The following is a 26,370-nucleotide window of genomic DNA, read 5'->3' as shown; positions in this document are numbered from 1 at the left end:
TGCCTCTACTTCCCTGCGGCCGAAGCTGCTGAACTGGCAGGCGACGGTGTAGCACTAGCCTCGCCGGGAGCAGCCACTTCTACACTTTTCACCGTGTCACCGACCTTTACCCTCTGCAGGCCCTCTACAATCAGCTTTTCACCAGCACTCAAGCCTTTGCTGATCAACCACTGATTGCCTATCGCCCGCTCTACGGCCAGCGTGCGCAGCTCCACCTTGTTCTCAGCATCCACCACCAGAGCCGTGCCTTCTCCGCGATTATTGCGGCTCATCGCCAGCTGCGGGATCAGGATGGCATTGGTATTCACCGCTTCCTGCAAAATACCGCGTACATACATGCCCGGCAGTAGCAAGCCCTCAGGGTTGGGCACCACGGCGCGCAAGGTCACTGCACCGGAGCTTTGGTTGACCGTCACACCCGTTACGCTCAGCACACCATCGTGCGCATAGCGGCTGCCATCCTCCAGCACTACCTGCATGCGCGTGGCATTTTCACCGGACTTTTTCAGTGCTCCACTGGCGAGCTGCCGCTTCAGTTGCAGCAAGGCGCTGCTGGGCTGGGTAATATCCACATAAATCGGGTCGAGCTGCTGCACCGTGGTCAGCGCCGTTGTCTGGTTTGCTGTCACCAGTGCGCCCGGGGTGACCGTTGATGTCTCTACCCGGCCGGCAATCGGCGACACGATGCGCGTGTAGGCCAGATTGATGCGCGCGGTTTCAAGAGCCGCCTTGGCCGATGCCAGATCCGCCTCTCCCTGGCGCAAGGTGGCCTGAATATCATCATTATCCTGGCTGCTGACCGCATTAATCTTCACCAGCTGGGCATAGCGCTCTGCTTTCAGCCGCGTCGAAACCAGACTGGCTTCCGTCTTCTGCAGCGCGGCCTCTGCACTGGAATAGGTGGCCTGATAAGGCGCCGGGTCAATCTGGTACAGCAACTCCCCCGCCTTCACATTGGCGCCCTCGGTAAAGGCACGTTTGAGGATGATGCCGCCGACCTGTGGCCGTATCTCCGCCACCATGTGGGCCGCCGTGCGGCCTGGCAGTTCGGTTTCGAGTGGCTGCGACTGCAGCTTGATGGTCATCACGCCGACTTCTGGCGTGGGTTTTTCTTTAGGGGATTTGTCGCCAGATTGGCAGGCAACCGTCAATACAGAAATAAGAGCAAGCACCGCGAAGGATGCCATCTGCTGGTAAGGTATTGTTTTCATTTATTCTCCGCTTTCCCGTTTTTTTGAGCGCCGGGAAATACGTACAGGATCAATTCAATCATCAAATTCCATACGAAAGGCATGCTGGGCAGGCTCTGCATTCAAACATGGGACGGAAATTCAGCCAAGACTGGCATTCAAGCACGGAAGAACCCGGGCAGAACACAAGCATAACATTGGCATTATTCAACGTCATGCACAGAGACATAAAAACAGGACGCAGACAATTCACTGCGCCCTGCTTTATCTCGCACCCAAGGAGCACGCATGCTTGTGGCAACGGCTCTCAGGCGATACGCCCATCATGGCGGGCATTACTCCAGACTGAACGATATATCGCCGGAGTAATGAGAGAGATAGAAACCGGACATTCTATTAGCCACGATCTTCCGGTTTTTTAGGCCCACGCTCTGGCCGGTCATTCCACTTCTGCTTTTGCTCTGGGGTCAGCAAGGCATACACCTGATGCGCCGTATCCGTGCGCAAGACAATCAGGTCAGCCTGAATCTTGGCCTGCTCGCTTGCCGCCGCCTGCACCTTGGCAGGGTCATAAGGCTCGCTCTTCGCCAGCGTCTGCAGATTCTTCATGCCATCATGCAAAGCCTGCATCTTCTGCTCGCGCACCGCCTTCTGCTTATCCAGAATCTGCTTCACCTGCGCCTTTTGATCCGCAGTCAGATCCAGACCACGCAACCCGCGATGAAACCCCGCATCTTCAGCTCCAGGGCCACCTGCATGTGCATGCTTGCCATGCGGACCGGCACAACTCTCTTCATCGCCCGCATAACTCAGTGCCGTACCAAATGCTGCGATTGAACCCACCAGCAACAGACCTGGCAAAATAATATGTTTATTGATTTTCATGTCTCGCTCCTTTAATTCACTCAGTATTAAGTGTTACGCAAAGTAAGACGCCGCGTGTAGCAAAAGGTTAAAGACGTTTGAATCAAAGTATGTTAACTGGGGTAAATAGTTGTAAAGGAACACCGGCAAGCTAAAAAAGGGCACAGATGTAATCTGCGAGACAGGCAGCAAATAAATCATCACATCCTACTGAGCTAAATTAGCTGCTGTTAAAGCTACGGTTCTACCAATAGAATCAGTGATATTCACATCTGCGCCAGCCCCTACCAACAGCTTTACATTTTCAATATGCATCAAAGCATTCATCAGCGCGTTGTAGTCACCTCCATCATAGGAAGGCATTAGCGTTCCCTTTTTCGGAACGCTAAAAAATACAATCTTGAGACAACAAGTGTCTCAAACAAGACAGATCAATCGTTCTAGATTGCGAAACATTTAAACGAATGATTTTATTATTTAGGGATGGTCGGGGTAAGAGGATTCGAACCTCCGGCCTCCGCGTCCCGAACGCGGCGCTCTACCAGGCTAAGCTACACCCCGGAAGCCATGCGGGTGATGGCGAATGGAGGTTTAATTATCCTGGTGCTAATAGCAAAATTCAACCTACGGCCACCCTTCAATATTTGGGCGGCCTGATAGCGCAGTTTCAGGCGCGGTTGAGCCAGAAGTAGCGGTAGACGAAGCCGGGAAAGGCGAAGACGAGGAACAGGCTGCCAGTGGTGGCATAGAATTCCCAGCCTTGGGGAAAGGCCTGGCCCATAGTGGAGAGCTCGGCGTAGTGGGCAATGCCACCGGTGATGAAGTACATCACGATGATTTCGAGCAGGCACCAGCCGGTGTGCTTGGTGCCGCCTTTAAGCGGGATCACGAAAAACAGGCGTTCGGAAAACCAGGGCATATTTGCCAGCACCAGGGCCAGCAATAGCAAAATCGTTTGTGTCATATCAGCTACTTATTGAAAACTGTGGGTGATGGCGTACGCGCAAATATCCATCAATCGTTGCGGGAACATGCCGAGTGCGAGCAACAGCAGCGCATTCAGGCTGAGCAGCACTTTCATGTCGATAGGGGCCTTGATCGGCGTGTTATCCAGCGCATCGTCAAAGTACATGAGTTTGACCACGCGCAGGTAGTAGAAACCACCAATCGCGGCCATGACCACGGCAAAGATGACGAGGCCGACAAAGCCAGCCTGAAGCGCGGCCTGCAGCACGGCAAACTTGGCATAGAAGCCCAGCGTGGGTGGCACACCGGCCATGGAGAACATGATAATGAGCATGAGGAAGGCATACCATGGGCTGCGCTGGTTGAGGCCTTTCAGGTCTTCCAGGTTATCGGCCTCAAAGCCTTTGCGCGACAGCAAGAGCATGATGCCGAAGCCGCCCAGGGTCATCAGCACATAGGCCATAATGTAAAACATGGCGGAAACATAGCCATTGGTGCCCGCACTCATGAAGCCATACAGCAGGTAGCCCACATGCGAGATGGTGGAGTAAGCGAGCATGCGCTTGAGGTTGGTTTGCGCAATGGCGGTGATATTGCCGATGAGGATGGATAGCACGGCCATGATCGCCAGCATGCCCTGCCAATCGATGGCGAGCACATACAGCCCTTGGATCAACAGACGGATCATGAAGGCAAACGCGGCCAGTTTGGTCACGGAACCAATGAAGAGCGTGACGGCGGTTGGCGCGCCATGGTACACATCCGGCACCCACATCTGGAACGGCACGGCGCCGAGCTTGAAGCCCAGGCCTGCAATCAGGAATACCACGCCCAGCACCAGCACCGAGCGATCCGGTGCGCCCTGCAGCAGGGCATTGGCGACTTCGGCAACATCCAGCGTACCGGTCACGCCATACAGCATGGACATGCCATACAGCAACATGCCGGAAGACAGCGCACCCAGCACAAAATACTTCATGGCGGCTTCGGTGGCGCGAGGGTTGTCCCTGTCCATGGCAACCAGTGCATACAGGCAGAGCGACAGCAGTTCCAGGCCCATGTAGAGCGTGAGGAAGTGCTGGCCGGAAACCATGATCATCATGCCCAGCAAGGCAAACAACGTGAGGGCAAAATACTCGCCACGGAACATGTCGCGCAGCGAGACATATTGGCGGGTGTAGACCAGCATGACAGATGTAGTCAGGTACATCATCAGCTTGAGCACATCGGACAGAGGGTCATCGACAAACATGCCATTGAAGGCATAGCTCACCACCGAGACATTATGCGTGCACGCTGTGACGACGGCCGCCGCTGCGAGGCCCAGCTGGGTGAAGATGTAAATCAGGGAGCGATTGTGTGACTTGAGGAAAAGGTCCAGAAGCAGCACGAACATCGCCATACAGAGAATGATGATCTCCGGCAAGGCGGCATACAGGTCGGATTGAATCGCGTTCATTGGCTGGTTCGCTTGTTATCTAGGCATTATCAAAGCAGCTTGCTCTGCGCCAGGTGCGCAAGCAGGTTGTTTACGGTGGCGTGTGTCATTTCAGTAATCGGGTGCGGATACACGCCGAACCCGATTACCAGCACAGCCAGCACCGACAGGATGAAAAACTCGCGGCGATTCAGGTCTTTCAATGCAGCCACATGGGCGTTGCCGATTTCACCATAGAACACGCGCTTCACCATCCAGAGCGTATAGGCTGCACCCAGGATCAGCGTGGTTGAGGCGAGGAAGGCAAACCAGAAGTTGGCTTGCAAGGCGCCCAGAATCACCATGAATTCCCCCACAAATCCGGAGGTGCCTGGCAGGCCCGCATTGGCCATGCCAAACAACACGGCAAAGGCGGCAAACGTTGGCATGGTGTTGACCACACCGCCGTAATCGGCGATCTGGCGACTATGCATGCGGTCATACAGCACGCCAACCGACAGGAACATGGCACTGGACACAAAGCCGTGCGAAATCATCTGCACAATTGCGCCTTCCATGCCCAGCGGATTGAAAATGAAGAAGCCCAGGGTGACAAAGCCCATGTGCGAGATCGACGAGTAGGCGATCAGCTTTTTCATGTCTTTTTGCACCAGCGCCACCAGCGCGATATACACCACGGCAATCAGCGACAGCGTGATCATGAAGCCGGAGAGGTAATGTGCGGCATCCGGGGCAATCGGCATGGCAAAGCGCAGGAAGCTGTAACCGCCAAGCTTGAGGGCAATGGCCGCCAGCACCACGGAACCCCCCGTTGGCGCCTCCACGTGGGCATCCGGCAGCCAGGTATGTACAGGCCACATCGGCACCTTGACGGCAAACGCCATGAAGAAGGCCAGGAAGATCAGGATCTGCGCCTTGAAGCTCAGCGGCAGTTGGTAGTAGTCCACCAGCTCAAAGCTGTTGCTCTGGTGATACAGATAGATAAAGGCCACCAGCATCAGCAAAGAGCCGATAAAGGTATACAGGAAGAACTTGATGGTGGCATAGACGCGATTAGGCCCACCCCAGATACCGATCACCAGGAACATGGGGATCAGCATGGCTTCCCAGAACATGTAGTAAAGAATGGCATCCAGTGCGGCAAACACGCCGATCATCAGTCCGGACATGATCAGGAATGCCGCCATGTATTGGGCCACACGCTTCTCAATCACTTCCCAGCCAGCAATCACCACAATCACGGTGGTAAAGCTGGTGAGGATGATCAGCGGTACGGCCAGGCCATCAACGCCCAGGTGGTAATTGATATTGAAGGAGGTGATCCAGCGGTGACCTTCCTGAAACTGGAAGCCGCCATCCATCATGTTGAAATGGGTATACAAGGGCAGCGTAACCAGAAAAGCCGCGATACTGCCGAACAAGGCCAGCCAGCGCGCCAGGCGTGCGTTCTGATCACCGCCCGTGCACAGCACCAGCACCCCGGCGAAAATAGGTACCCAGATACTTAGACTAAGAATAGGCCAATCCACCGCTTATACTTTCATGAACAAGGACAGTAACAGGAACACGCCGATGATCATGGCAAAGGCGTAGTGATAGATCAGGCCGGACTGCAAGTGCCGGATAATGCCGGAAATGCGACCAATCAGGCGGGCCGTGCCATTGACCAGATAGCCATCGATCAATTTGACGTCGCCTATGCCCCAGAGCTTGCCGCCCAGGAAGCGCGAGCCACCGGCAAACACCTTCTCATTGAAGGTATCAAAGCCATATTTGTTTTCCATCAGGCGATACAGCCAGCCGCAACGCTTCTGGATAGCCGCAGGGATATCTGGCCGCTTCATGTAGAAGAACCAGGACAACACCACACCCGCCAGGGCAAAAATGAAGGGCAGGCTGGTCAGGGCATGCAGCGCCATGGCACCTGCGCCATGGAAATGATGTGCCAGCTCGTGCATGACGGGATGCGCTTCGGTATCCACAAAGATCACGCCATCAAAGAAATGCCCGTACAGCATGGGGCCAATGGCGATATAACCGATGACCAGCGATGGGATCGCCAGCGCGATCAAGGGCAGGGTCACCACCCAGGGTGACTCGTGCGGTTTGTCATGCGGGCCAAGGCCGTGATGGTGCTCGTCGTGATCATGATCATCATCGGCATGTGCATCATGGTGGTCATGCGCGTGCGCTGTTTTTTCCATCCAGCGCTCCTTGCCATGGAACACCAGGAAATACATGCGGAAGGAGTAAAACGCGGTCACAAACACACCAGCCAGCACGGCAAAGTAGGCAAAGCCACTGCCGGGGATATGCGACAGTTTGACCGCTTCGATAATCGAATCCTTGGAATAGAAGCCGGACAGCAATGGCGTGCCGATCAGCGCCAGGGAGCCAATCAGCGAGGTAATCCAAGTAATCTTCATGTATTTGCGCAGGCCCCCCATATTGCGGATGTCCTGATCGTGGTGCATACCCATGATCACAGAACCCGCGGCCAGGAACAGCAAGGCCTTGAAGAAGGCATGGGTCATCAGGTGGAAGATGGCAACCGAGTAGGCTGATGCGCCCAGCGCCACCGTCATGTAGCCCAGCTGTGACAGTGTGGAATATGCCACCACGCGCTTGATGTCGTTCTGGATAATGCCCAGAAAGCCCATGAACAAGGCAGTAATCGCGCCGATCACCATCACAGTGGATAAAGCTGTCGTCGACATTTCAAACAGGGGCGACATACGCGCCACCATGAAAATACCGGCGGTTACCATCGTGGCCGCATGGATCAGGGCGGAAATCGGGGTCGGACCTTCCATGGAGTCTGGCAGCCACACATGCAATGGCACCTGTGCCGATTTACCCATGGCTCCGATGAATAGCAGGATGCAAATCACCGTCAGCAAGGACCATTCGGTATTGGGGATGATGCTGACCGTGGCATCGGCAAACTGCGGTGCGATGGAGAACACGGCGGCGTAATCCAGGCTGCCAAAGAAATAAAGCACCATGGCAATGCCGAGCAGGAAGCCGAAATCGCCCACGCGGTTAACCAGGAAAGCCTTGAGATTGGCGTAGATGGCGGTCGGGCGCGTATACCAGAAACCAATCAGCAGATAGGACACCAGGCCCACCGCCTCCCAGCCGAAGAAAAGCTGCATGAAGTTGTTGCTCATCACCAGCATCAGCATGGAGAAGGTAAACAGCGAGATGTAACTGAAGAAGCGGCTATAGCCAGGATCTTCGGCCATGTAGCCTATGGTGTAGACGTGAACCATCAGCGAAACAAACGTCACCACCAGCATCATGACGGCCGTCAGCCGGTCAATCAGGAAACCGACTTCAAAGCTGGTATCGCCACTGGTCAGCCAAGTGTAGACCGTGCCGTTGAACACCCTGCCCTGCAACACATCATTGAACACCACCACTGAGAGCGCAAAGGCACCCGCCACACCGGCAATGGTGAGCCAATGTGCAGCAGCGCGCGGCAGCATGCGGCCAAACAGGCCCACAATGGTCGCCGCCACAAGTGGCAAGAGCGGAATCAGCAGATAGATGGTTTGCATGTCAGTCATTTGTTATTTTCCGCTTAACCCTTGAGACTGTTGATGTCATCGACGTTGATGGTTTTCAGGTTTCTGAACAGCACCACCAGAATAGCGAGGCCAATGGCAGACTCAGCTGCCGCCACCGTCAGAATGAAGAACACGAACACCTGGCCAGCCGTATCCTGCAGATAATGCGAGAAGGCAATAAAGTTGAGGTTAACCGCCAGCAGCATGAGCTCAATCGCCATCAACAGCACGATGACGTTTTTGCGGTTTAGGAAAATGCCGACCACGCTGATGGCAAACAACAATGAACCCAGTATGAGGTAATGCGAGAGTCCGACCATTACGCCTTGTCCTTTCCTTCGGTCTCGGCAGCTGCCGGGATTTCCACATCAGCAGGCATGCTCACCATGCGGATTCGGTCTGCACGCTTGACCTTGACCTGCTCGGCCGGATCAATGAATTTCGAATCCTTGCGATCGCGCAGGGTCAGCGCAATCGCTGCCACAATCGCTACCAGCAAGACAACGGAGGCCAGCTCAAAAGGCAGCAGGTAATCGGTATACAGCTGGCGCCCAAGCTCGGCGGTGTTGCTGTAACCAGCGGGATGTGGCGGCGGGGCGGCAACACGGTCTACACCGAAGTGCTTGGAACCAAGGATCATGACCATTTCCAGCGTCATGAGAATACCCACCGGCAAGGCAATCGGCAGGGCTTCCCAGAAGCCTTCGCGCAACTTGTCGAGATTGATATCCAGCATCATCACCACAAACAGAAACAGCACCATCACCGCGCCCACGTAAACCAGCACCAGCGCAATCGCCAGAAACTCGGCCTCCAGCAACAGCCAGATACCGGCGGCAGTAAAAAAGGCCAGCACCAGATGCAAGGCAGCCAGCACCGGATTGCGTGAGGTAATGACGCGCAGGCCGGCAAACAGCAGGATAGCCGCCAGGACATAGAATACGTAGTCGTTGAAATTCATCTAGTCAGCTCAGTTGATTTAGGCGCATGGTTATTCGAATCCGTCGCTCATGTTTATTAGCACGCTAAATTAGCGATATTTGGCGTCCGCACTGCGATCCGCCGCAATCTGGGTTTCATATTTATCGCCCACCGCCAGCAACATGGGCTTGGTATACATCAAGTCGCCGCGCTTCTCGCCGTGGTAATCAAAAATCCGCGTTTCCACGATAGAGTCGACCGGGCATGACTCTTCGCAGAAGCCGCAGAAAATGCACTTGGTCAGGTCAATATCGTAGCGGGTGGTGCGACGCGTGTTGTCTTCACGCTGTTCGGACTCAATGGTGATCGCCATGGCCGGGCAAACGGCTTCGCACAGCTTGCAGGCAATGCAGCGTTCTTCGCCATTCGGGTAACGACGCAAGGCATGCAGACCACGGAAGCGTGGGCTCATGGGCGTACGCTCTTCAGGGAATTGAATGGTGATCTTGCGTGCAAAGAAGTAGCGTCCGGTAAGCGCCATCCCCTTCAGCAGCTCTACCAGCATCAGGCTTGATAATACAGTTTTGATCTTGGCTAGCATAATGGTCTCAGTGGAACAGATAGGCCAGCGGGGTCTGCATCAGACCGCCAACCACGATGATCCAAACAAGCGTGATAGGAATAAACACCTTCCAGCCCAGTCGCATGATCTGGTCATAGCGATAACGCGGGAAAGTAGCCCGAAACCAAAGAAAGAAGAACAACAGGAAGGCAACCTTGATGATCAGCCACAGGAACCCTGGGATCATGTTGAATGGTGCGACATCCAGCAGAGGCTGCCAGCCGCCCAGGAACATGATGGCCGCCAGCATGCAGACCAGTATCATGTTGGCGTATTCCGCCAGGAAGAACACGGCAAACGCCATGCCCGAATATTCCACATGGAAGCCCGCGACAATTTCCGACTCGCCTTCCGCCACATCAAACGGCGCGCGATTGGTTTCCGCTACCGCACTGATAAAGTAAACGATAAACAAGGGGAACAAGGGCAACCAGTACCATTGCCAGAAACCGCCCGCCTGCGCGACCACGATCTTTCCCAGATTCAGGCTGCCGGCACACATCAGCACGCCCACCAGCGCAAAGCCCATGGCAATTTCGTAAGAAACAATCTGTGCTGCCGAGCGCAACGAGCCAAGGAAGGCATACTTTGAGTTGGATGCCCAACCCGCGATGATCACGCCATATACGGCAACTGAAGTCATGGCGAGGATATACAGCAAGCCGGCGTCAATATCGGCCAGGATCATGTCGACATCAAACGGCACCACGGCCCAGGCCGCCAGCGCAGGCGCAATCGCCAGCACAGGCCCCAGCAGGAACAGGGTTTTATTGGCCGCCGAAGGAATGATAATTTCCTTCATCAGCAGCTTCAGGCCATCGGCAATTGGCTGCAACAGGCCAAAATAGCCCACACGGTTGGGCCCTATGCGTACCTGCATGAAGCCAATCACCTTGCGCTCAGCCAGGGTCAAGTAAGCCACAGCGCCCATGATAGGCGCCACGATGGCGATAATCTTGATCAGCGTCCAGACCACAGGCCACGCCGGACCCAACAGGTTTTGCATAAAAGCTATCATGCGCGTGTCACCTCAATTTCGCCCATGAGATCACCCAGCAGGCTGGTCACTGGCATCGCCGTGGGAACGCGCACCACCCCATGTGGCAGGCCATCATCGCGCTTGGCTTTAAGTAGAACGCTCGCTACGCCTTGCTTCACGGTGACCATTTCACCATCATCAAGGCCCAGCTCTGTGAGCAGTTGGCTATGCATGGCGGCTACTGGAGCCTGCACAGCACGGGTTTTCTGCAAGGGCGGTGAGCGACGCACAATGGCATCGGACTGGAACTGCGGCACTTCGCCCAGGCGCTGCAAGACATTGGATTTGATCTTGACCTGAATCTCGATCAGCTCGCGCAGATTGTTATTGAGCGAGTTCCAGACCACAGTAGACGGTTTCTGGCCGCCAAAAATCGCGTTTTTAACCTGCTCACTGCTATCGAAATCGAACCCGGACAAGCCCAGGGTATTCCCCAGCACGCGCAATATCTTCCAGCCGGGACGACACTCGCCCAATGGCTTGGTCACTGCGGTAAAGCTTTGCACGCGCCCTTCCATGCTCATGTAGGTACCCGATGTCTCGGTAAATGGCGCGATCGGCAGCAGCACATCCGCATGCTCCAGCGCCTCGGATTTGTATGCTGTCAGTGCGATCACACACTCGGCTTCCGCAATGGCCTGGCGAGCCTGGGCAGCATGATGGCAATCCAGCTCAGGCTCTACATTCACCAGCAGGTAAGCCTTGCGAGGCGACTTCAGCATGGCTTTAGCATTCAGGCCATGTTCGCCGGGCAAAGCGCCAACCAGATGGGCACCGGTGCTATTGGCTGCTGGCGACAGGATGCCAAATGTGGCGCCGCAGAGCGATGCAATCGCTTCGGCCAGACTATAAAGCTCGGTAAAGCGAGGATGACTTTGCGCAATATTGCCTAGGAAAATACCCGTGCGCGGGCTGACCAGATCGACTTCCTTGCCCAGCCCAGCCAGGCTTTCTGCCATGGCTTGCGAGTTCTCCCACACACGGACTGTTTCCAGCAGATCATTGAGTGACTTTGGCAAACACAGCGACAGGCGTTGCAAGCCGGACATGGCTTTCAGTATCTGCGCCAGCACGTTGACCATATCGTTCGGGGTACAGATCGCCTTGTGTTTCACCGCCATCAGCTGATCATCATCCATCGGATTAACCAGCGACAGCTCGGCGCCCAGTGCCACCGCTTTACGAATACGGTTTGCCAGCAGCGGGTGCTCGTTGCGCAGATTGCTGCCAATGACCAGTATGCGATCCATCTCTTGCAGATCAGGAATATTGCAGCCCATCCACGGCGTACCCATGCGCTTGCCGTCCAGGCGGAAGTCGGTCTGGCGCAGGCGGTAATCAAGATTGTCCGAGCCCAGGCCATGCGCAATCTCTTTGGCGAGATAGGCTTCTTCCATGGTGCTGTTGGGCGAAACCAGCACGCCCAGCTGTTCGCCGCCTTCGGCACTGGTGATATCTTTCAGCTGACCCGCGGCAAATTCCAGCGCGGTCTTCCAGTCGGTTTCATGCCACTCGCCATGATGCTTGATCATGGGCACGGTCAGACGGTCTGGGCTGTTCAGGCCTTCATAGGAAAAACGGTCACGGTCAGACAGCCAGCATTCATTGATGCTTTCTTTTTCGCGCGGCAATACGCGCAGCACTTTGCCATCCTTGATATGCACTTCGATCTGCGAACCCAGACCATCATGCGGCGCGATGGAAGGACGGCGGGTCAGTTCCCAGGTACGGGCTTTGTAGCGGAATGGCTTGCTGGTAAGTGCGCCCACGGGGCACAAATCAATGATATTGCCGGAAAGTTCGGAATTGACACTCTTGTCCACATACGCCGTAATTTCGGCATGCTCACCACGGCCGACCATACCCAGTTCCATCATGCCGCCGACTTCTTTCAAGAAGCGAACACAGCGCGTGCACTGAATGCAGCGCGTCATGTCGGTGGAGACCAATGGGCCGATATTCTTGTTAAGTACTACCCGCTTTTCTTCGGCATAGCGCGAAGCGGGGGCGCCGTAGGCAACGGCGATATCCTGCAGGTCACACTCACCGCCCTGATCGCAAATCGGGCAATCCAGCGGGTGATTGATCAGCAGGAACTCCATGACACTTTTCTGCGCTTCCACGGCGGCTTTGGAGCGGGTGAAAATTTTCATGCCATCGGCAACTGGCGTTGCACAGGCAGGCAGAGGCTTTGCAAACTTCTCGACCTGCACCAGGCACATGCGGCAATTGGCGGCTACGGAGAGTTTTTTGTGATAGCAGAAACGCGGAATGGCAATGCCAAGCTTGTCCGCTGCATCGATGATCGTGGTGCCGTGATCGACTTCTACGGCTTTGCCGTCTATCTCTATATTCAGCATGGTACTAACCTTGAAAAGCCTAACACTGAAAAGCTATGTACAACCCCGGACACACACAAGAACGCCATCTGGCTTGCTTCATCAGTATTGAAATCGCGTGTGTACGTGGTCATGACCATCACTCCGCCTTGCCCGTCACCATGGACTTGCCATGCTGAATGTAATATTCGAATTCGGGACGGAAATGCTTGATGAAACTGAGCACCGGCGTGGCAGCGGCATCGCCCAGCGCGCAAATCGTGCGGCCGGAGATATTGCTGCTCACATCGGTCAGGAGATCAAGATCGCCCATGCGCCCTTCGCCCTCCACAATACGTTTCACCACGCGGTAAAGCCAGCCTGTACCCTCGCGGCAGGGCGTACATTGACCGCAGGATTCTTCATAGAAGAAATACGAGAGACGCTTCAGCGTTTTCACCATGCAGGTGGTTTCATCCATCACGATCATGGAGCCAGCACCCAGGCTTGAACCTGCCTTGGACAAGCCATCGTAATCCATGGTCGCGCCCATGATGGCCGCAGCGGGCATGACGGCCGTTGATGGGCCGCCAGGAATCACGGCCTTCAGCTGACGGCCTTTCCATACGCCGCCCGCGATATCGAGCAGTTCGGTAAACGGCATGCCCATGCGCACCTCGTAATTGCCTGGACGCTCAACATGGCCCGACACCGAAAACAGCTTGGTACCGCCTGAGTTTGGCACGCCCAGCGCCTGGAAAGCATCGCCGCCATGTTCCAGTATCCAGGGAATCGAAGTGTAGGACTCGGTATTGTTGACATTGGTCGGCTTGCCGAACACGCCGTAACTGGCTGGGAATGGCGGTTTGAAACGCGGCTGGCCCTTCTTGCCTTCGATGGACTCGATCAGTGCGGTTTCTTCGCCGCAGATGTAAGCACCATAACCATGCACGGCGTAAAGATCAAAACTGAAAGTGGTGTTAAACAGGTTTTCACCGATGAATCCGGCAGCACGCGCTTCATCCAGCGCCCGCTCGAAGATCTCGTAGTCTTGCCAGATTTCACCGTGAATGTAGTTGTAGCCCACACGTGCACCCAGCGTATAGGCAGCGATGGCCATACCCTCGATCAGCTGGTGCGGGTTGTAGCGGATGATGTCGCGGTCCTTGAAGGTACCAGGCTCGCCTTCATCAGTATTGCATACCAGGTATTTGGTGCCATCGTAATAACGAGGCATAAAGCTCCACTTGAGGCCAGTGGGGAACCCTGCACCGCCACGGCCGCGCAGACCGGAGAGCTTGACCTGGGTGATGACGTCAGTGGCTTTCACCTTATCCTGCACCAGGCGTTGCAATTGCTTGTAGCCGCCTACATTAAGATAGGCTTGCAGTGATGCGGGATCAGGCTGCCCAAGCGTGCGCAGACAGACCAGGGCTTCTTTGTCGGAGCGATGTTGAACAGGCGTATCAAAAGCAGCCATTACTTCAACTCCTCCAGAATCGCATCCACTTTTTCCTTGGTCAGGAATTCACACATGCGCTTGTTGTTGATATGGAACAAAGGTGCACCGCCGCAGCAGCCCATGCATTCGCCCTCTTTGAGAGTGAATTTGCCATCAGGTGTGGTTTCGTTGAACCCAATACCGAGGCGTTCTTGCAAATGGTCAACAATGACATCGGAGTCACGCAGCATGCAGGAAATATTGGTACAGACGGTGATCTTGTACTGACCCACTGGCTCCAGCTCATACATATTGTAGAAACTGGCTACCTCAAGGGCAGCTATCGGCGGGATACCCAGATACTCAGCCACAAAGGCCACCGTATCTTTTGATAACCAGCCCTTTTCGTCCTGGGCAATGCGCAAGGCGGACATGACGGCTGCCTGACGATGGTCAGCCGGGTATTTGGTCAATTCGCGATCAATCTTGGCGAGGGATTCCTGAGACAACATTAGCGATCAATCTCCCCGAAAACGATATCCTGTGTACCGATAATGGCCACCAGGTCGGCAATCATATGGCCGCGCGTCATTTCATCCAGCGCTGCCAGATGCGGAAAACCAGGCGCACGAATTTTCAAACGGTAAGGCTTGTTGGCCCCATCCGAAATCAGATAAATGCCAAACTCCCCCTTGGGGTGCTCCACCGCCGCATAGGCTTCCCCGGCTGGCACATGAAAGCCTTCGGTAAAGAGCTTGAAGTGGTGGATCAGAGACTCCATGTCCTGCTTCATGCCTTCACGAGCAGGCGGTGCCACCTTGTGATTGTCAGTAATCACCGGGCCAGGATTTTTGCGCAGCCATTCTATGCATTGCTTGATGATGCGGTTGGATTGACGCATTTCTTCGATACGCACCAGATAGCGGTCATAGCAGTCGCCATTCACCCCCACCGGGATATCGAAATCCATCTTATCGTAGACTTCGTAGGGCTGTTTCTTGCGTAAATCCCATGCAAAACCGGAACCGCGCAACATGGGACCAGACAGGCCCAATGCCAGTGCACGCTCCGGCGTCACCACACCTATGCCGACGGTACGTTGCTTCCAGATACGATTATCGGTCAGCAGGGTTTCATACTCGTCCACATACCCCGGGAAGCGGTTGGTAAAGTCCTCAATAAAATCGAGCAGGGAACCCTGGCGATTTTCATTGAGGCGCTTGATTTCATCCTTGGCACGAACCGCGGAGCTTTCGTATTGCGGCATACGGGCCGGCAAATCACGATAAACACCACCAGGACGGTAGTAAGCAGCGTGCATGCGGGCGCCGGAGACGGCTTCATAACAGTCAAACAGATCTTCGCGCTCGCGGAATGCGTACAGGAATACCGTCATTGCGCCGACGTCGAGTGCATGCGCACCCAGCCAAAGCAGGTGGTTCAGCACGCGAGTAATTTCATCGAACATCACGCGGATGTATTGCGCGCGGATGGGAACTTCGAGCCCAAGCAGCTTTTCAATCGCCATCACATAGGCATGCTCGTTCGCCATCATCGAGACGTAGTCGAGACGATCCATATAAGGCACGGATTGCAGATAGGTACGATTCTCGGCCAACTTTTCAGTAGCACGATGCAACAGGCCGATATGCGGGTCCGCCCGCTGGATGACTTCGCCATCCAGCTCCAGCACCAGTCGTAGCACGCCGTGTGCAGCCGGGTGCTGGGGACCAAAGTTCATGGTGTAGTTACGGATTTCAGCCATGATGGAAGCCCTCGTCACGGATAACACGCGGCACATTGTTGCGGGGATCAATCGTCACCGGCTGATAGATCACGCGCTGCTGCTCAGGGTCGTAGCGCATTTCCACATTGCCTATCATCGGGAAATCCTTGCGGAAAGGATGGCCTACAAAGCCGTAGTCAGTCAGCAGTCGGCGCAAATCAGGATGGCCTTCATACATGATGCCGTAGAGGTCGAACGACTCGCGCTCAAACCAGTTGGCTACCGGCCACATGTCCACCAGCGTTGGCAGAACGGGGAAATCATCATCCGCCGCAAATACGCGCAAACGCACACGCTGGTTCAGGCTGATGGAAAGAAAATGATAGACCGTGGCAAAACGCAGCCCGGTCCAGCTGCCCTCACCATACTCCGCATAATCGACACCGCAAAGATCGATCAACTGTTCAAACTTGAGCGAGGGGTGATCACGCAGGACAAGGCAGACATCCAGCATATTGGCAACGGAACACTCTATCGTCACCTCGCCGACGTTGCTTACCAGACGACCCAGCTTGTCTCCAAGCGCCGACTCGATATTGGCGATAAGTTGTTGCAGACGGGTCATGTGTTCACCTGGCGATAGTGTTGGTACGCTTGATCTTGTTTTGCAACTGAATGATGCCGTAGAGCAGCGCCTCGGCTGTCGGCGGACACCCTGGCACGTAGACATCGACAGGAACGATACGGTCACAGCCACGCACCACAGCATACGAGTAATGGTAGTAGCCGCCGCCATTGGCACAGGAACCCATGGAAATGACCCAGCGCGGCTCGGCCATCTGGTCATACACCTTGCGCAGCGCAGGGGCCATTTTATTAACCAGCGTGCCAGCGACGATCATCACATCGGATTGGCGCGGACTGGGGCGAAACACGATGCCAAAACGATCCAGGTCATACCGCGATGCACCTGCGTGCATCATTTCCACCGCACAGCACGCCAGACCAAACGTCATCGGCCACAGCGAACCCGTGCGCGTGTAATTGATGACCGTATCCAGCGTGGTCGTGACAAATCCTTTTTCCAGTACACCTTCAATACTCATGCAGAGACCCCGTATTCGGCATCTACTTGCCACAAAGCAGGTAGCAGAGCGATAACAATATGCGTAATGGGTAGTAAGGCGGCAGACTGAGAGTGCGCCGCCAACGGCACATCACCAGGACAGCGATGGAGGTTTATTCCCACTCGAGCGCCCCCTTCATCCATTCGTAGACGAAACCCACTACCAGAATTCCCAGGAAAACCAGCATGGCAATAAAACCGAAAAGACCAATCTCCTGCAGCACCACGGCCCAAGGAAAGAGGAAAGCGATTTCAAGATCGAACAGGATAAAGAGGATAGCGACGAGATAGTAACGAACGTCGAATTTCATGCGAGCGTCTTCGAAAGCTTCAAAGCCGCATTCATACGGAGAGTTTTTTTCGGCGTCAGGGCGGCTTGGGGCCACCACTTTGCCAAGGACAATAGGGGCTATACCGACGGCTAAGCCGACGATGATGAACAGTAATATAGGAAAGTAGTTTTCCAGCATGTTCACGCCCCAATTTAACGCAATGCACATAATTGTGATTGAGTATTTTAATTATTGGTGCCGTCGATGAGACTCGAACTCATACGTCTTTCGACACTACCCCCTCAAGATAGCGTGTCTACCAATTCCACCACGACGGCAAGTCTGGCTGCTAAAGCCAGTACAACTATTACTGCGGCACATCCTTTGCTGGTGAGGATTCAGCAGGTTTGGCTGGCGCGCTTTCGCTTGCTTTGCCAGGTGCGACAACAGAATTCGTTGGGAGCTTGACGACGCTTGAACCTTGAGTGCGATGGCTCGACATATAAGCCAGGGTCAAGCTGGTAGCAAAAAAGATGGCCACAAAAACAGCCGTGGCACGACTCATGAAGTTGGAGGATCCGCTAACACCGAACAGACTGCCGGAAGCACCACTACCAAAAGCGGCGCCCATATCAGCACCTTTGCCGTGCTGAAGCAATACCAATCCGATAACACCGAGTGCAGCCAATACGTGCACAATTGATACTAAAGTTTCCATGTTCTCTCAAATCCACTGCTTAAGTCAGCTTTAGTTTGATTTTATCAAATCTACTGACAAGCAGCGCGACAAATTTCCTCAAAATCGTTGGCATTCAATGAACATCTGCCAATCAAACCGCCGTCTATATCCGGCATAACGAATAATTGTGACGCATTTAGGGGATTTACGCTACCCCCATACAGAATTCTTACGGTTTCTGCCGCATGCACATCCAGCGCGGCGATTCTATCACGGATAAACGCGTGCACCTGCTGTGCTTGTTCCGGCGTTGCAGATAAACCCGTGCCGATGGCCCACACGGGCTCGTATGAAACAACCGCATGCGCAAATACCCCTGCACCCACGGTCTTCAGCACAGCATCAATCTGGCTGGCGATCACTTGATGACACAGGCCGGACTCACGCTCGGCTAGAGTCTCGCCCAGGCACAGCACAGGCGTGATGCCAGATTTGCGCGCCACCACAAACTTGGCGGCAATATTCTCATCACTTTCGCAATAGGCGGTGCTGCGTTCGGAATGCCCCACAATCACATAGCTGGCACCAAAGTCCTTGAGCATGCGGGCACTGACTTCCCCGGTATATGCGCCGACTTCATGTTTAGCGACATTCTGGGCACCCCAGGCAATATGGCTGCCCTGCAACGCCTGCTGCGCCTGGAATAGATAGGGGTATGGAACACAGACCGCAAAATCGGCCGAGGTCAAATGATCAAGCCGCTGCCTGAATGCTTCAAACAGCACCTTGTTTTGCGCAAGGTCGCCGTGCATTTTCCAATTAGCGACCACCAGCTTACGACGCATATGAATACCTAAAAATTTTCCGAATGGTAACGTGCAGCCTGCTTGGCAGTCAATTTGACTGCGCCGGCACAGGCTGCCAGTGCTTGATCAGCAACTGAACATTACGAGCGCCATTAAAGGCATTGGTCTGCAATTCGTACACCGCCGTTACATACTGCGGCAAAAACTCTTCCTGCCGGAAAAATATCGCATCCACGGCTCTTCCACGGGTCGATAAAGTGAGTTTGAGATGCTTGCCACCGACAATACGTTGCGCCACCACCTCAAACTCGTCGCAAAACATGGGAGGAGGAAATCCCTGCCCCCATACCTGGCGTTGCAGGGCAACCGCTACATCCCAGTGCATGTCATCCAGGGCGAGCGCTCCATCAACCTCAATAATGGACTCAAGATCGGCAGGAGTCAGCAGCCCTGCCACCACCGACTCAAAGCCCAGCCGGAAGCGCTCCATGTCATCCTCGCGAATACTGAGCCCGGCTGCCATGGCGTGTCCGCCAAACTTTAGTATCAGATCAGGCTCGTGCTTGGACACTAAATCCAGCGCATCGCGCAGATGCAGCCCGGGAATCGAGCGACCCGAGCCTTTGAGTACACCATCGCCCGCTTGAGCAAAGGCGATCACGGGACGGTGATAACGCTCCTTGATGCGCGATGCCAGAATGCCAATAACTCCCTGGTGCCAATCCGGCTGATACAGACTCAGGCTATAGCGGCCTTCTGCATCCAGCCCATCCAGTTCTGCCAAGGCGCTTTCCTGCATATCGGCTTCTATACTGCGGCGTTCATAGTTGAGGGCATGCAGCTGCTGGGCCATGGCATGGGCTGATTGATCGTCCTCGGCCAGGAGGCAGCTGATACCCAGCGTCATGTCATCCAGACGACCTGCCGCATTGAGGCGCGGCCCCACACTGAAACCAAGATCCTGCGCGCAACTTGAGGCTGGCTCCCGGCCTGCCAGACGCATCAGCCACAAAATACCTGGGCTGCACTGCCCGGCACGAATGCGGCGCAGCCCCTGCTCGACCAGAATGCGATTGTTGTCATCCAGCTTGACCAGATCAGCCACCGTGCCCAAGGCCACCAAGTCGAGCAGGCTGGTCAAATTCGGCTCAGCCTTGCCCTCAAACAACCCTCTCGCCCGCATCTCGGCACGCAAGCCCAGCATCACATAAAACGCGACGCCCACGCCAGCGAGGTGCTTGCTGGGGAAGTCGCAGCCATGCTGATTGGGATTCACAATACAGGCCGCTGCCGGCATATGGTCGCCTGGCAAATGGTGATCAGTCACCAGCACGGACATGCCCAGTGCATTAGCACGCGCGACCCCATCTACGCTGGCAATGCCATTATCAACGGTAATGATGAAGTCCGGCTTGGACTGCGCAGCAAGCTCCACAATTTCAGGCGTCAGGCCATAGCCATATTCAAAGCGGTTAGGCACCAGAAAATCAACCACCGCGCCCAGCATGCGCAGCCCACGCACCATCACGGCGGTGGCGGTGGCCCCGTCCGCATCATAATCGCCCACCACCAGCAATGAGCGCTTTGCAACAATCGCATCTGCCAGCAAAGCTGCCATGCGGGTGTTATTGGTCAGACGATCGGGAGGAATCAGCCCCGCGAGCGACGCCTCAAGCTGCCCCGGCGTTTTAACTCCGCGTGCCGCCAGCAGCTGCGCCAGCAATGGCGACAAGCCACTGGCTACCAGCGTGGCAGCCGCAGACTCATCAAGCTCGCGTCTCACAATATTAACCACCAAGCACCTCCGTCCACGGTCTGGATTTACGCCAGAATTGATAGGTATCCCATTTACCCACGCGACACTGCAATACCCTATCCCCAATGGCGATATTCAGCTCCAGCTGACTTACCCCCCCGCGACGCAGCGCCTGCCATAGTGTGGGCAACCCATTGACCACCGCGGCTGCTGATTCAACCGGAGCAAGCCAGGCATGCTTCGCTTCGTATCGCAGCACTTCATGCATCTCCTGCGGCACCTCATGGCATTCGCCGACATGCAAGACAGCCAGACCACGCACCACAGGATCCTCTGTAAAGAGCAGCGGCAAGACGCCGGTAGCTTCAGATGGCAAGACGCCGCCGCCATACACCCACACCCCGCTCACTGGCAACTCGCCTCGGGCCTCGCGCGCCTGGTTAAGCGGATGCTCAAATAGCAACATCTGCACTTCATTCAAAAAGGCATTCCAGAAAGCAGCATCTCGCCCCTGGGGCATCAGGTTGCGAATGTCACGCCCCATCGCCACATCAACCGGGGTTGTTTGAATGTTAGGCTGTGTTTGCACCTGCAAATACCAGCGGTGAGCGCAATACGGGCTCTGCACAAACATCAGCCCCTGCTCCGCAAAATGCTGGTTCAATAAGGCCAGCAAGGCATCGGCCTCTGTTTTTTGCAGCGGCAAGCCCTCAGGCCCTGCAATCGAAAAAGTGTCGCGCTGCAGTTGCAGATGCACGGGCTGGGCAAACAATACATACTCAGTCGACAGCGAAAGGCCGTCAGCCAGCGCGGCCAGTGACGCCAACGGCCAGTCTCGCTGCCTGGCAAGCCCGGCGCTGCTGCATAACATTTCATCAATGGTCGTCGCCAGGAACTCGCGTCGACCTACCGCCAGAAGACGCTCAAAGGTCGCCGTCACGGCGGGACTCATGGCCATTAAGGCGTGCGGTGTTTTCAGGAAAATCTGGAGATTCAATTCAGGTTCACTTAGATGTCACTTTGTTATACGCCGTGCAGGCGCTAAGATATATTCAACTTAACAGAATGATACGCTATATGGATCTCATTTTATGGCGTCATGCCGAAGCAGACGACACCTCACCTGACATCACGCGCGCCCTCACGGCCAATGGGAAAAAGCAGGCTGCTGCCATGGGAGAATGGCTGCGCAAGCATCTGCCGCCCGCCACCCGCATTATCGTGAGCCCCGCGACGCGTACCCAGCAAACTGCGCTGGCACTGGGGATGGATTTCACAACAGTCGACGCCCTCGCTCCCGGTGCAGCTCCGCATGATGTATTGCAAGCCGCCGGCTGGCCCAAGGCTCAGGGCGCAGTGCTGGTCGTCGGGCATCAACCCTCGCTGGGCATGGCCGCCGCGCTGGCCATGAGCGGAAAGATTCAATACTGGTGCGTAAAGAAAGGCAATATCTGGTGGCTGAGCAATCGCCAGCGTGCCCATGAAGACCAGACCATACTGCGCGCGGTTATTTCACCGGACTATCTTTAAGAAATTTTATACGGTGATGACAGGTCTGATCATCGGAATATCCATGGCGCCGCATGCCGTCATGAGTGCGAAGATTTAAGTACACAGAAATTTAAGCGCAAAGAAGTCAGCGAGAAAATTCGCCACTGTATACATACACGCCTATAAAATTTTAAGCGCTCAAACACATACAGATACAAGAAAAAATGCCTCGCAGAATAACGTTACCAGCAACTGGCTGGCATACCATTCCGGCAAACAAGGAAGACTGAATTTGAGAACTGTACTGATCGCCAACCCCAAGGGAGGCAGTGGAAAAACCACGCTGGCCACTAATCTCGCCGGGTACTTTGCCAGTCGCGGACGCCATGTGGTGCTATCCGACATGGACAGGCAGCAATCCTCCCTGCAATGGCTGGAGCGCAGACCTAGTCAATTGCCTTTGATCCATGGCATGGATGGTCGCGGCAAACATGCAGACAGCCTGAGCGCAGACTGGACCATCATCGACTCCCCCGCTGGCCTGCGCGGTGACAAGCTCACCGAAGCTGTGAAAACAGCCGACTGGGTGATTGTGCCTATCCAGCCATCGGCGTTCGATATCGGCGCCAGCCAGGAATTCCTTGAAACCCTGCGCGAAGAAAAAGCTGTGCGCAAAGAGCGTACTTTTGTGGCCGTCGTCGGCATGCGCATCGACAGCCGGACCCGCTCGGCAGCGAATTTGCAGCGCTACCTGGACAAAAGCGGCTTTCCCGTCATGGGTAATCTCCGGGACGCCCAGATTTACGCCCTGGTCGCCGAGCAAGGCGCCAGCCTGTTTGACATTCGCCCATCGCAGGTCGCTCGCGACTTGCAGCAATGGGCTCCTTTGCTGCACTGGCTGGTGAACGCAGACCGCAATGCCAAATGAAATAGAACTGAAGCTGCGCATAGACGCGGCGGATGCCCCCTTCCTGTTCAATCACCCTGCACTCAAACACGGGCTGGAGCATGGCCCGCTTACACGCCAGCTCATCAGCACCTACTTCGACACACCCGAGCTGGGTTTGCTGAATGCCGAGATCAGTCTGCGCGTGCGCAGCATGTCGGGCGGCTGGTTTCAGGCGGTAAAAGCTGCAGGCTCCTCCGTCGCCGGCCTCCACCAGCGCATGGAGTGGGAAGACATCATCAACGGCAGCAGCCCTGATTTCAGCAAAATCACCGAACCCGCACTCGCCGCCATTTTTGCTGACAGTGCGTTGCGCGATGCCTTGCAGCCTATCTTTCTTACCGATGTGGAGCGCACCGAATGGCAGTTACGCATGCCGGACGGCACGGCGCTGGAAGTGGCACTTGATCTGGGCGAGCTGGAGGTAGGTAGCGATATCCGCGAAACCATCAGCGAGGTGGAAATCGAGCTGAAAAGTGGCGATGCTGCACAGGTATTTTCGCTAGCGCTCGCCTTGCAAGCGGACATTCCGCTCACCATCGAAAACATCAGCAAGGCGCAGCGCGGTTATGGGCATTACCGCACACTGCCGCCCGAGCTTTCAGTGTTGACTCCAGCCACATTGCCGGACATGCTGGATAAAGAAGGCCTCACCAAACTGGCCTGGGCATGTCTGCATCATCTGCAAAGCAAGCAAGCCCTGCTGGAAGCCGATGCCACGGAACTCCAGCAGCATGCCATCGCCGAGATCCGCAGCACATTGCAATATCTGGTCAATGCGTTGCAGGCGTACACGAGCACCCCCGCTGCATTGCTGACCGAATATCATTGGCTGCAGGATGCGATAGCGGCCATGCAGCCAGATGAAGAGGCACTACCGCAGCAAGTAAACACACGACTGCAAAGCCAGCATTGTCAGCGCCTGCTGCTGCAAACCGGCGCGTGGTTACTGGCATAGGCAACGCTTGTCCAGCCTTGGCAAGCTCTGCATAATGGGCAACCGCTTTTAGCATCATCCGCACAAGGGAATACCATGAATCTCGAGAAAGTCATTTTCGGTTTTTTTATCCTGTTGGCATTGACGCTGAATTTCGGCTTTTTTATCGGCGACATCGATAACCCGCACCATCACCACGCGTATGAGCTTTACATCGCGATTGTGGTAAACCTGATTGCCACCGTACTCAAGTTCGGCGACCGCACGCACATTGGCGCGATCCACCTGGCCACCAGCCTGGTAGCGGATCTTCAACTGATTGCCGCGGCCATCCTCTGGGCAGCAGCGGGCACACAGGGCGATGACCCCAGCGTGATTGTCAGCGTAGTGTCACTGTCGGGTGGAGCCTTGCTCGCCAACATCACCTCGGTTGTGCTACTGATTGCAGAAACCATCCAGATCAAGCGCTAGGCCAAGGCAAGTCAACCGTAAAGCCGCCGCGCCGTGAACAACATCCTGTTTCTGATTCTCAGGCGCATGCGCCTGCCTATCATCGCGGTGATTGTCAGCTACACCATCGCAGTCGCTGGCATGTCACTCATGCCCGGCGTAGACCCGGATGGTCATCCATGGCGGCTCAGCATTTTTGAAGCGTTTTACGTCATCAGCTATACCGCGACCACCATTGGCTTTGGCGAAGTGCCTTTCCCCTACTCCACCGCACAACGCATGTGGATGTCGTTTTCCATTTACCTCACCGTGATCCCCTGGTTTTATGCCATCGGTAAGATCATTACCCTGTTCCAGGACCCGGGCCTGCGCCAGGCCTTTACCACCTCACGCTTTGCCCGCGAGGTGCACCACCTGCTGGAGCCGTTTTATATCGTCTGCGGCTATGGTGAAACCGGCAGCCTGCTGGTGCGCGCGCTGGATAAGAATGAAGTGCGCGTGGTGGTGATCGAAATGGAGCAAGAGCGCATCAATGAACTGGAGCTGGAAGACTACCAGTTTGATATCCCCAATTTGTGCGCAGATGCCAAGCTACCTGAAACCCTGTTGCGTGCCGGGCTGAAAAACCCGATGTGCCAAGGCGTAGCCGCACTCACCGATGATGACCATGCCAATCTCGCCATTGCCGTAGCGGTGAAGCTGATCAGCCCGGAACTACGTGTGCTTGGGCGTGCTGAAACCGAGCAAACGGCTTCCAACATGGCATCGTTTGGCACCGACCACATCATCAACCCTTACACGATTTTCGGTGACCATCTGGCGATGGAAGTGCACGCCATCGGCACTTACCTGCTGCATGAATGGTTAACCGGGGTGCCTGGGGAAAGCCTGAAGTCGCCGATTTGTCCGCCCATCGGCAAATGGATCGTTTGCGGCTATGGCCGCTTTGGCCGTTCGGTCGTGCAGAATCTGGAGCTGGAGCACATCGTTACCACCATCATTGAGGCTGACCCGGAACGCACCGGCTGCAAGGAATGTATCGTGGGCAATGGCACCGAGAAAGAGACACTGCAACAGGCGGGCGTGCATGAAGCGGTCGGTATCGTGGCGGGTACCAATGACGACATCAACAACCTGTCTATTGTGATGACCGCGCGGGAAATGAACCCGGATCTGTTTGTGGTATTGCGCAAGAACAAGCGTTTCAACGCCGCGCTGTTCGAGCACTTCAAGGCAGATATCACCATGGAGCCCAGCGACATCATTGCGCATGAATGCCTGGCCAACATGATTTCGCCACTGCTGGCGCAATTCCTGAGTCTAGTAAGGCTGCAAAGTAATGCCTGGGCAAACAGCCTGATCCAGCGCCTAGTGGAAACCGTCGGCGAAAATGTCCCGGAAACCTGGGCCATCAGCATCACCAACGAAAACACGCCAGCCCTGTTTCACATGCTGGCGCATGAGCCCATTACGCTGGCCGACATCCTGCGCAACCCCAATGATCGCGCCGCAACCCTGCCGATTGTGCCGCTGATGATACTGCGGCGGAATCAGCCCCTGCTATTGCCAGAAGCAGATACCGTATTGGAACGTGGCGACCGCATCCTGTTTTGCGGGCATGACAACGCCAAGAGCACCACCACCTACGCCCTGGGTGATTTCAAAACCATGCGTTACATGCTGCATGACCAGCAATTGGCCGACAGCTGGTTGTGGCGGCAGATCAAACGGCGCAAATCGGCACAAACAAGCGCGCCTTAAATCTCACGCACTCTGGGCTACCAGGCCGCCACTCCTCAACGCCTTCACTCCC

At 55.3% G+C, this 26,370-nt stretch carries 27 protein-coding genes and 2 tRNA genes; 5 read left to right on the top strand and 24 right to left on the bottom strand.

Annotation, left to right across the window (positions count from 1 at the left end; genetic code table 11):
* Window positions 1–5 precede the first annotated feature (5 nt).
* The 24 genes from LG204_RS04535 to LG204_RS04420 form a co-directional block, all read right to left on the bottom strand.
* Complete coding sequence (locus LG204_RS04535; RefSeq protein WP_230336159.1) at window positions 6–1,211, bottom strand: efflux RND transporter periplasmic adaptor subunit; 1,206 nt, start codon at window positions 1,209–1,211, stop codon at window positions 6–8.
* Window positions 1,212–1,586: 375 nt separating this feature from the next.
* A complete protein-coding gene (locus LG204_RS04530) occupies window positions 1,587–2,075 on the bottom strand; it encodes a Spy/CpxP family protein refolding chaperone (protein WP_230336158.1) in 489 nt (162 codons plus the stop codon).
* Window positions 2,076–2,261: 186 nt separating this feature from the next.
* Window positions 2,262–2,417, bottom strand: a complete 156-nt coding sequence (locus tag LG204_RS04525; RefSeq protein WP_230336157.1) for a hypothetical protein — start codon at window positions 2,415–2,417, stop codon at window positions 2,262–2,264.
* Between the two features lie 121 nt (window positions 2,418–2,538).
* Window positions 2,539–2,615: transfer RNA gene (locus LG204_RS04520), tRNA-Pro, on the bottom strand.
* A gap of 106 nt (window positions 2,616–2,721) precedes the next feature.
* Window positions 2,722–3,018: a DUF2818 family protein gene (locus LG204_RS04515; RefSeq protein WP_230336156.1), complete on the bottom strand. Its 297-nt coding sequence runs from the start codon at window positions 3,016–3,018 to the stop codon at window positions 2,722–2,724.
* Window positions 3,019–3,027: 9 nt separating this feature from the next.
* Window positions 3,028–4,479 (bottom strand): NADH-quinone oxidoreductase subunit NuoN, encoded by a 1,452-nt coding sequence (gene nuoN / locus LG204_RS04510; protein WP_230336155.1) that lies wholly within the window; start codon window positions 4,477–4,479, stop codon window positions 3,028–3,030.
* A 29-nt stretch (window positions 4,480–4,508) separates the two neighbouring features.
* Window positions 4,509–5,987, bottom strand: coding sequence for an NADH-quinone oxidoreductase subunit M (locus LG204_RS04505; protein ID WP_230336154.1), 1,479 nt, complete (start codon window positions 5,985–5,987; stop codon window positions 4,509–4,511).
* Window positions 5,988–5,990: 3 nt separating this feature from the next.
* Window positions 5,991–8,027 (bottom strand): NADH-quinone oxidoreductase subunit L, encoded by a 2,037-nt coding sequence (gene nuoL / locus LG204_RS04500; protein WP_230336153.1) that lies wholly within the window; start codon window positions 8,025–8,027, stop codon window positions 5,991–5,993.
* 14 nt (window positions 8,028–8,041) lie between these two features.
* A complete protein-coding gene (gene nuoK / locus LG204_RS04495) occupies window positions 8,042–8,347 on the bottom strand; it encodes an NADH-quinone oxidoreductase subunit NuoK (RefSeq protein ID WP_013441515.1) in 306 nt (101 codons plus the stop codon).
* Window positions 8,347–8,988 carry an NADH-quinone oxidoreductase subunit J gene (locus LG204_RS04490; RefSeq protein WP_230336152.1) on the bottom strand — a complete coding sequence of 214 codons (642 nt, stop codon included), beginning with the start codon at window positions 8,986–8,988 and terminating at the stop codon, window positions 8,347–8,349. The genes nuoK and LG204_RS04490 overlap by 1 nt, the downstream gene beginning before the upstream one ends.
* 69 nt (window positions 8,989–9,057) lie before the next feature.
* Window positions 9,058–9,549 carry an NADH-quinone oxidoreductase subunit NuoI gene (nuoI, locus tag LG204_RS04485; RefSeq protein ID WP_230336151.1) on the bottom strand — a complete coding sequence of 164 codons (492 nt, stop codon included), beginning with the start codon at window positions 9,547–9,549 and terminating at the stop codon, window positions 9,058–9,060.
* Window positions 9,550–9,556: 7 nt separating this feature from the next.
* Window positions 9,557–10,588 carry an NADH-quinone oxidoreductase subunit NuoH gene (gene nuoH, locus LG204_RS04480; RefSeq protein WP_230336150.1) on the bottom strand — a complete coding sequence of 344 codons (1,032 nt, stop codon included), beginning with the start codon at window positions 10,586–10,588 and terminating at the stop codon, window positions 9,557–9,559.
* Window positions 10,585–12,969 (bottom strand): NADH-quinone oxidoreductase subunit NuoG, encoded by a 2,385-nt coding sequence (gene nuoG / locus LG204_RS04475; RefSeq protein ID WP_230336149.1) that lies wholly within the window; start codon window positions 12,967–12,969, stop codon window positions 10,585–10,587. Before nuoG ends, nuoH begins: the two co-directional genes overlap by 4 nt.
* A gap of 118 nt (window positions 12,970–13,087) precedes the next feature.
* Window positions 13,088–14,407, bottom strand: coding sequence for an NADH-quinone oxidoreductase subunit NuoF (nuoF, locus tag LG204_RS04470; protein WP_230336148.1), 1,320 nt, complete (start codon window positions 14,405–14,407; stop codon window positions 13,088–13,090).
* The gene (nuoE, locus tag LG204_RS04465) at window positions 14,407–14,880 is read right to left on the bottom strand and encodes an NADH-quinone oxidoreductase subunit NuoE (protein WP_230336147.1); all 474 of its coding nucleotides are present in this window, start codon (window positions 14,878–14,880) and stop codon (window positions 14,407–14,409) included. The genes nuoF and nuoE overlap by 1 nt, the downstream gene beginning before the upstream one ends.
* Complete coding sequence (locus LG204_RS04460) at window positions 14,880–16,133, bottom strand: NADH-quinone oxidoreductase subunit D (RefSeq protein WP_230336146.1); 1,254 nt, start codon at window positions 16,131–16,133, stop codon at window positions 14,880–14,882. The genes nuoE and LG204_RS04460 overlap by 1 nt, the downstream gene beginning before the upstream one ends.
* Complete coding sequence (locus LG204_RS04455; RefSeq protein ID WP_230336145.1) at window positions 16,126–16,719, bottom strand: NADH-quinone oxidoreductase subunit C; 594 nt, start codon at window positions 16,717–16,719, stop codon at window positions 16,126–16,128. The genes LG204_RS04460 and LG204_RS04455 overlap by 8 nt, the downstream gene beginning before the upstream one ends.
* Before the next feature lie 4 nt (window positions 16,720–16,723).
* Window positions 16,724–17,200 (bottom strand): NuoB/complex I 20 kDa subunit family protein, encoded by a 477-nt coding sequence (locus tag LG204_RS04450; protein WP_013441505.1) that lies wholly within the window; start codon window positions 17,198–17,200, stop codon window positions 16,724–16,726.
* A gap of 133 nt (window positions 17,201–17,333) precedes the next feature.
* Window positions 17,334–17,690 (bottom strand): NADH-quinone oxidoreductase subunit A, encoded by a 357-nt coding sequence (locus LG204_RS04445; RefSeq protein ID WP_015829529.1) that lies wholly within the window; start codon window positions 17,688–17,690, stop codon window positions 17,334–17,336.
* Window positions 17,691–17,745: 55 nt separating this feature from the next.
* Window positions 17,746–17,830, bottom strand: a tRNA-Leu gene (locus tag LG204_RS04440).
* A 29-nt stretch (window positions 17,831–17,859) separates the two neighbouring features.
* On the bottom strand, window positions 17,860–18,210 hold the full coding sequence (gene secG / locus LG204_RS04435; RefSeq protein ID WP_015829528.1) for a preprotein translocase subunit SecG: 351 nt from the start codon (window positions 18,208–18,210) through the stop codon (window positions 17,860–17,862).
* A 50-nt stretch (window positions 18,211–18,260) separates the two neighbouring features.
* Window positions 18,261–19,016 carry a triose-phosphate isomerase gene (gene tpiA, locus LG204_RS04430; protein ID WP_230336144.1) on the bottom strand — a complete coding sequence of 252 codons (756 nt, stop codon included), beginning with the start codon at window positions 19,014–19,016 and terminating at the stop codon, window positions 18,261–18,263.
* Window positions 19,017–19,065: 49 nt separating this feature from the next.
* Window positions 19,066–20,772, bottom strand: a complete 1,707-nt coding sequence (recJ, locus tag LG204_RS04425; RefSeq protein WP_230336143.1) for a single-stranded-DNA-specific exonuclease RecJ — start codon at window positions 20,770–20,772, stop codon at window positions 19,066–19,068.
* Window positions 20,765–21,691 carry a hypothetical protein gene (locus LG204_RS04420; protein WP_230336142.1) on the bottom strand — a complete coding sequence of 309 codons (927 nt, stop codon included), beginning with the start codon at window positions 21,689–21,691 and terminating at the stop codon, window positions 20,765–20,767. Before LG204_RS04420 ends, recJ begins: the two co-directional genes overlap by 8 nt.
* A gap of 119 nt (window positions 21,692–21,810) precedes the next feature.
* Between LG204_RS04420 and LG204_RS04415 the strand changes: the two genes are divergently transcribed.
* The 5 genes from LG204_RS04415 (at window position 21,811) to LG204_RS04395 (ending at window position 26,318) form a co-directional block, all read left to right on the top strand.
* A complete protein-coding gene (locus LG204_RS04415) occupies window positions 21,811–22,263 on the top strand; it encodes a SixA phosphatase family protein (RefSeq protein WP_230336141.1) in 453 nt (150 codons plus the stop codon).
* A 253-nt stretch (window positions 22,264–22,516) separates the two neighbouring features.
* A complete protein-coding gene (locus tag LG204_RS04410; RefSeq protein ID WP_230336140.1) occupies window positions 22,517–23,152 on the top strand; it encodes a ParA family protein in 636 nt (211 codons plus the stop codon).
* Window positions 23,142–24,128 carry a CYTH domain-containing protein gene (locus LG204_RS04405; RefSeq protein ID WP_230336139.1) on the top strand — a complete coding sequence of 329 codons (987 nt, stop codon included), beginning with the start codon at window positions 23,142–23,144 and terminating at the stop codon, window positions 24,126–24,128. The genes LG204_RS04410 and LG204_RS04405 overlap by 11 nt, the downstream gene beginning before the upstream one ends.
* Before the next feature lie 75 nt (window positions 24,129–24,203).
* Entirely contained in the window at window positions 24,204–24,578 is a 375-nt protein-coding gene (locus LG204_RS04400; RefSeq protein ID WP_230336138.1) for a DUF6394 family protein, read from the top strand.
* A 33-nt stretch (window positions 24,579–24,611) separates the two neighbouring features.
* A complete protein-coding gene (locus tag LG204_RS04395) occupies window positions 24,612–26,318 on the top strand; it encodes a potassium channel family protein (RefSeq protein ID WP_230336137.1) in 1,707 nt (568 codons plus the stop codon).
* The last annotated feature ends 52 nt before the right edge of the window (window positions 26,319–26,370 follow it).

It is taken from the genome of Methylovorus menthalis, from assembly GCF_020523625.1.
Lineage (GTDB): Bacteria > Pseudomonadota > Gammaproteobacteria > Burkholderiales > Methylophilaceae > Methylovorus > Methylovorus menthalis.
Note: the sequence above shows the minus strand (reverse complement) of the source record. Positions and strands in the feature narration are given on the sequence as shown.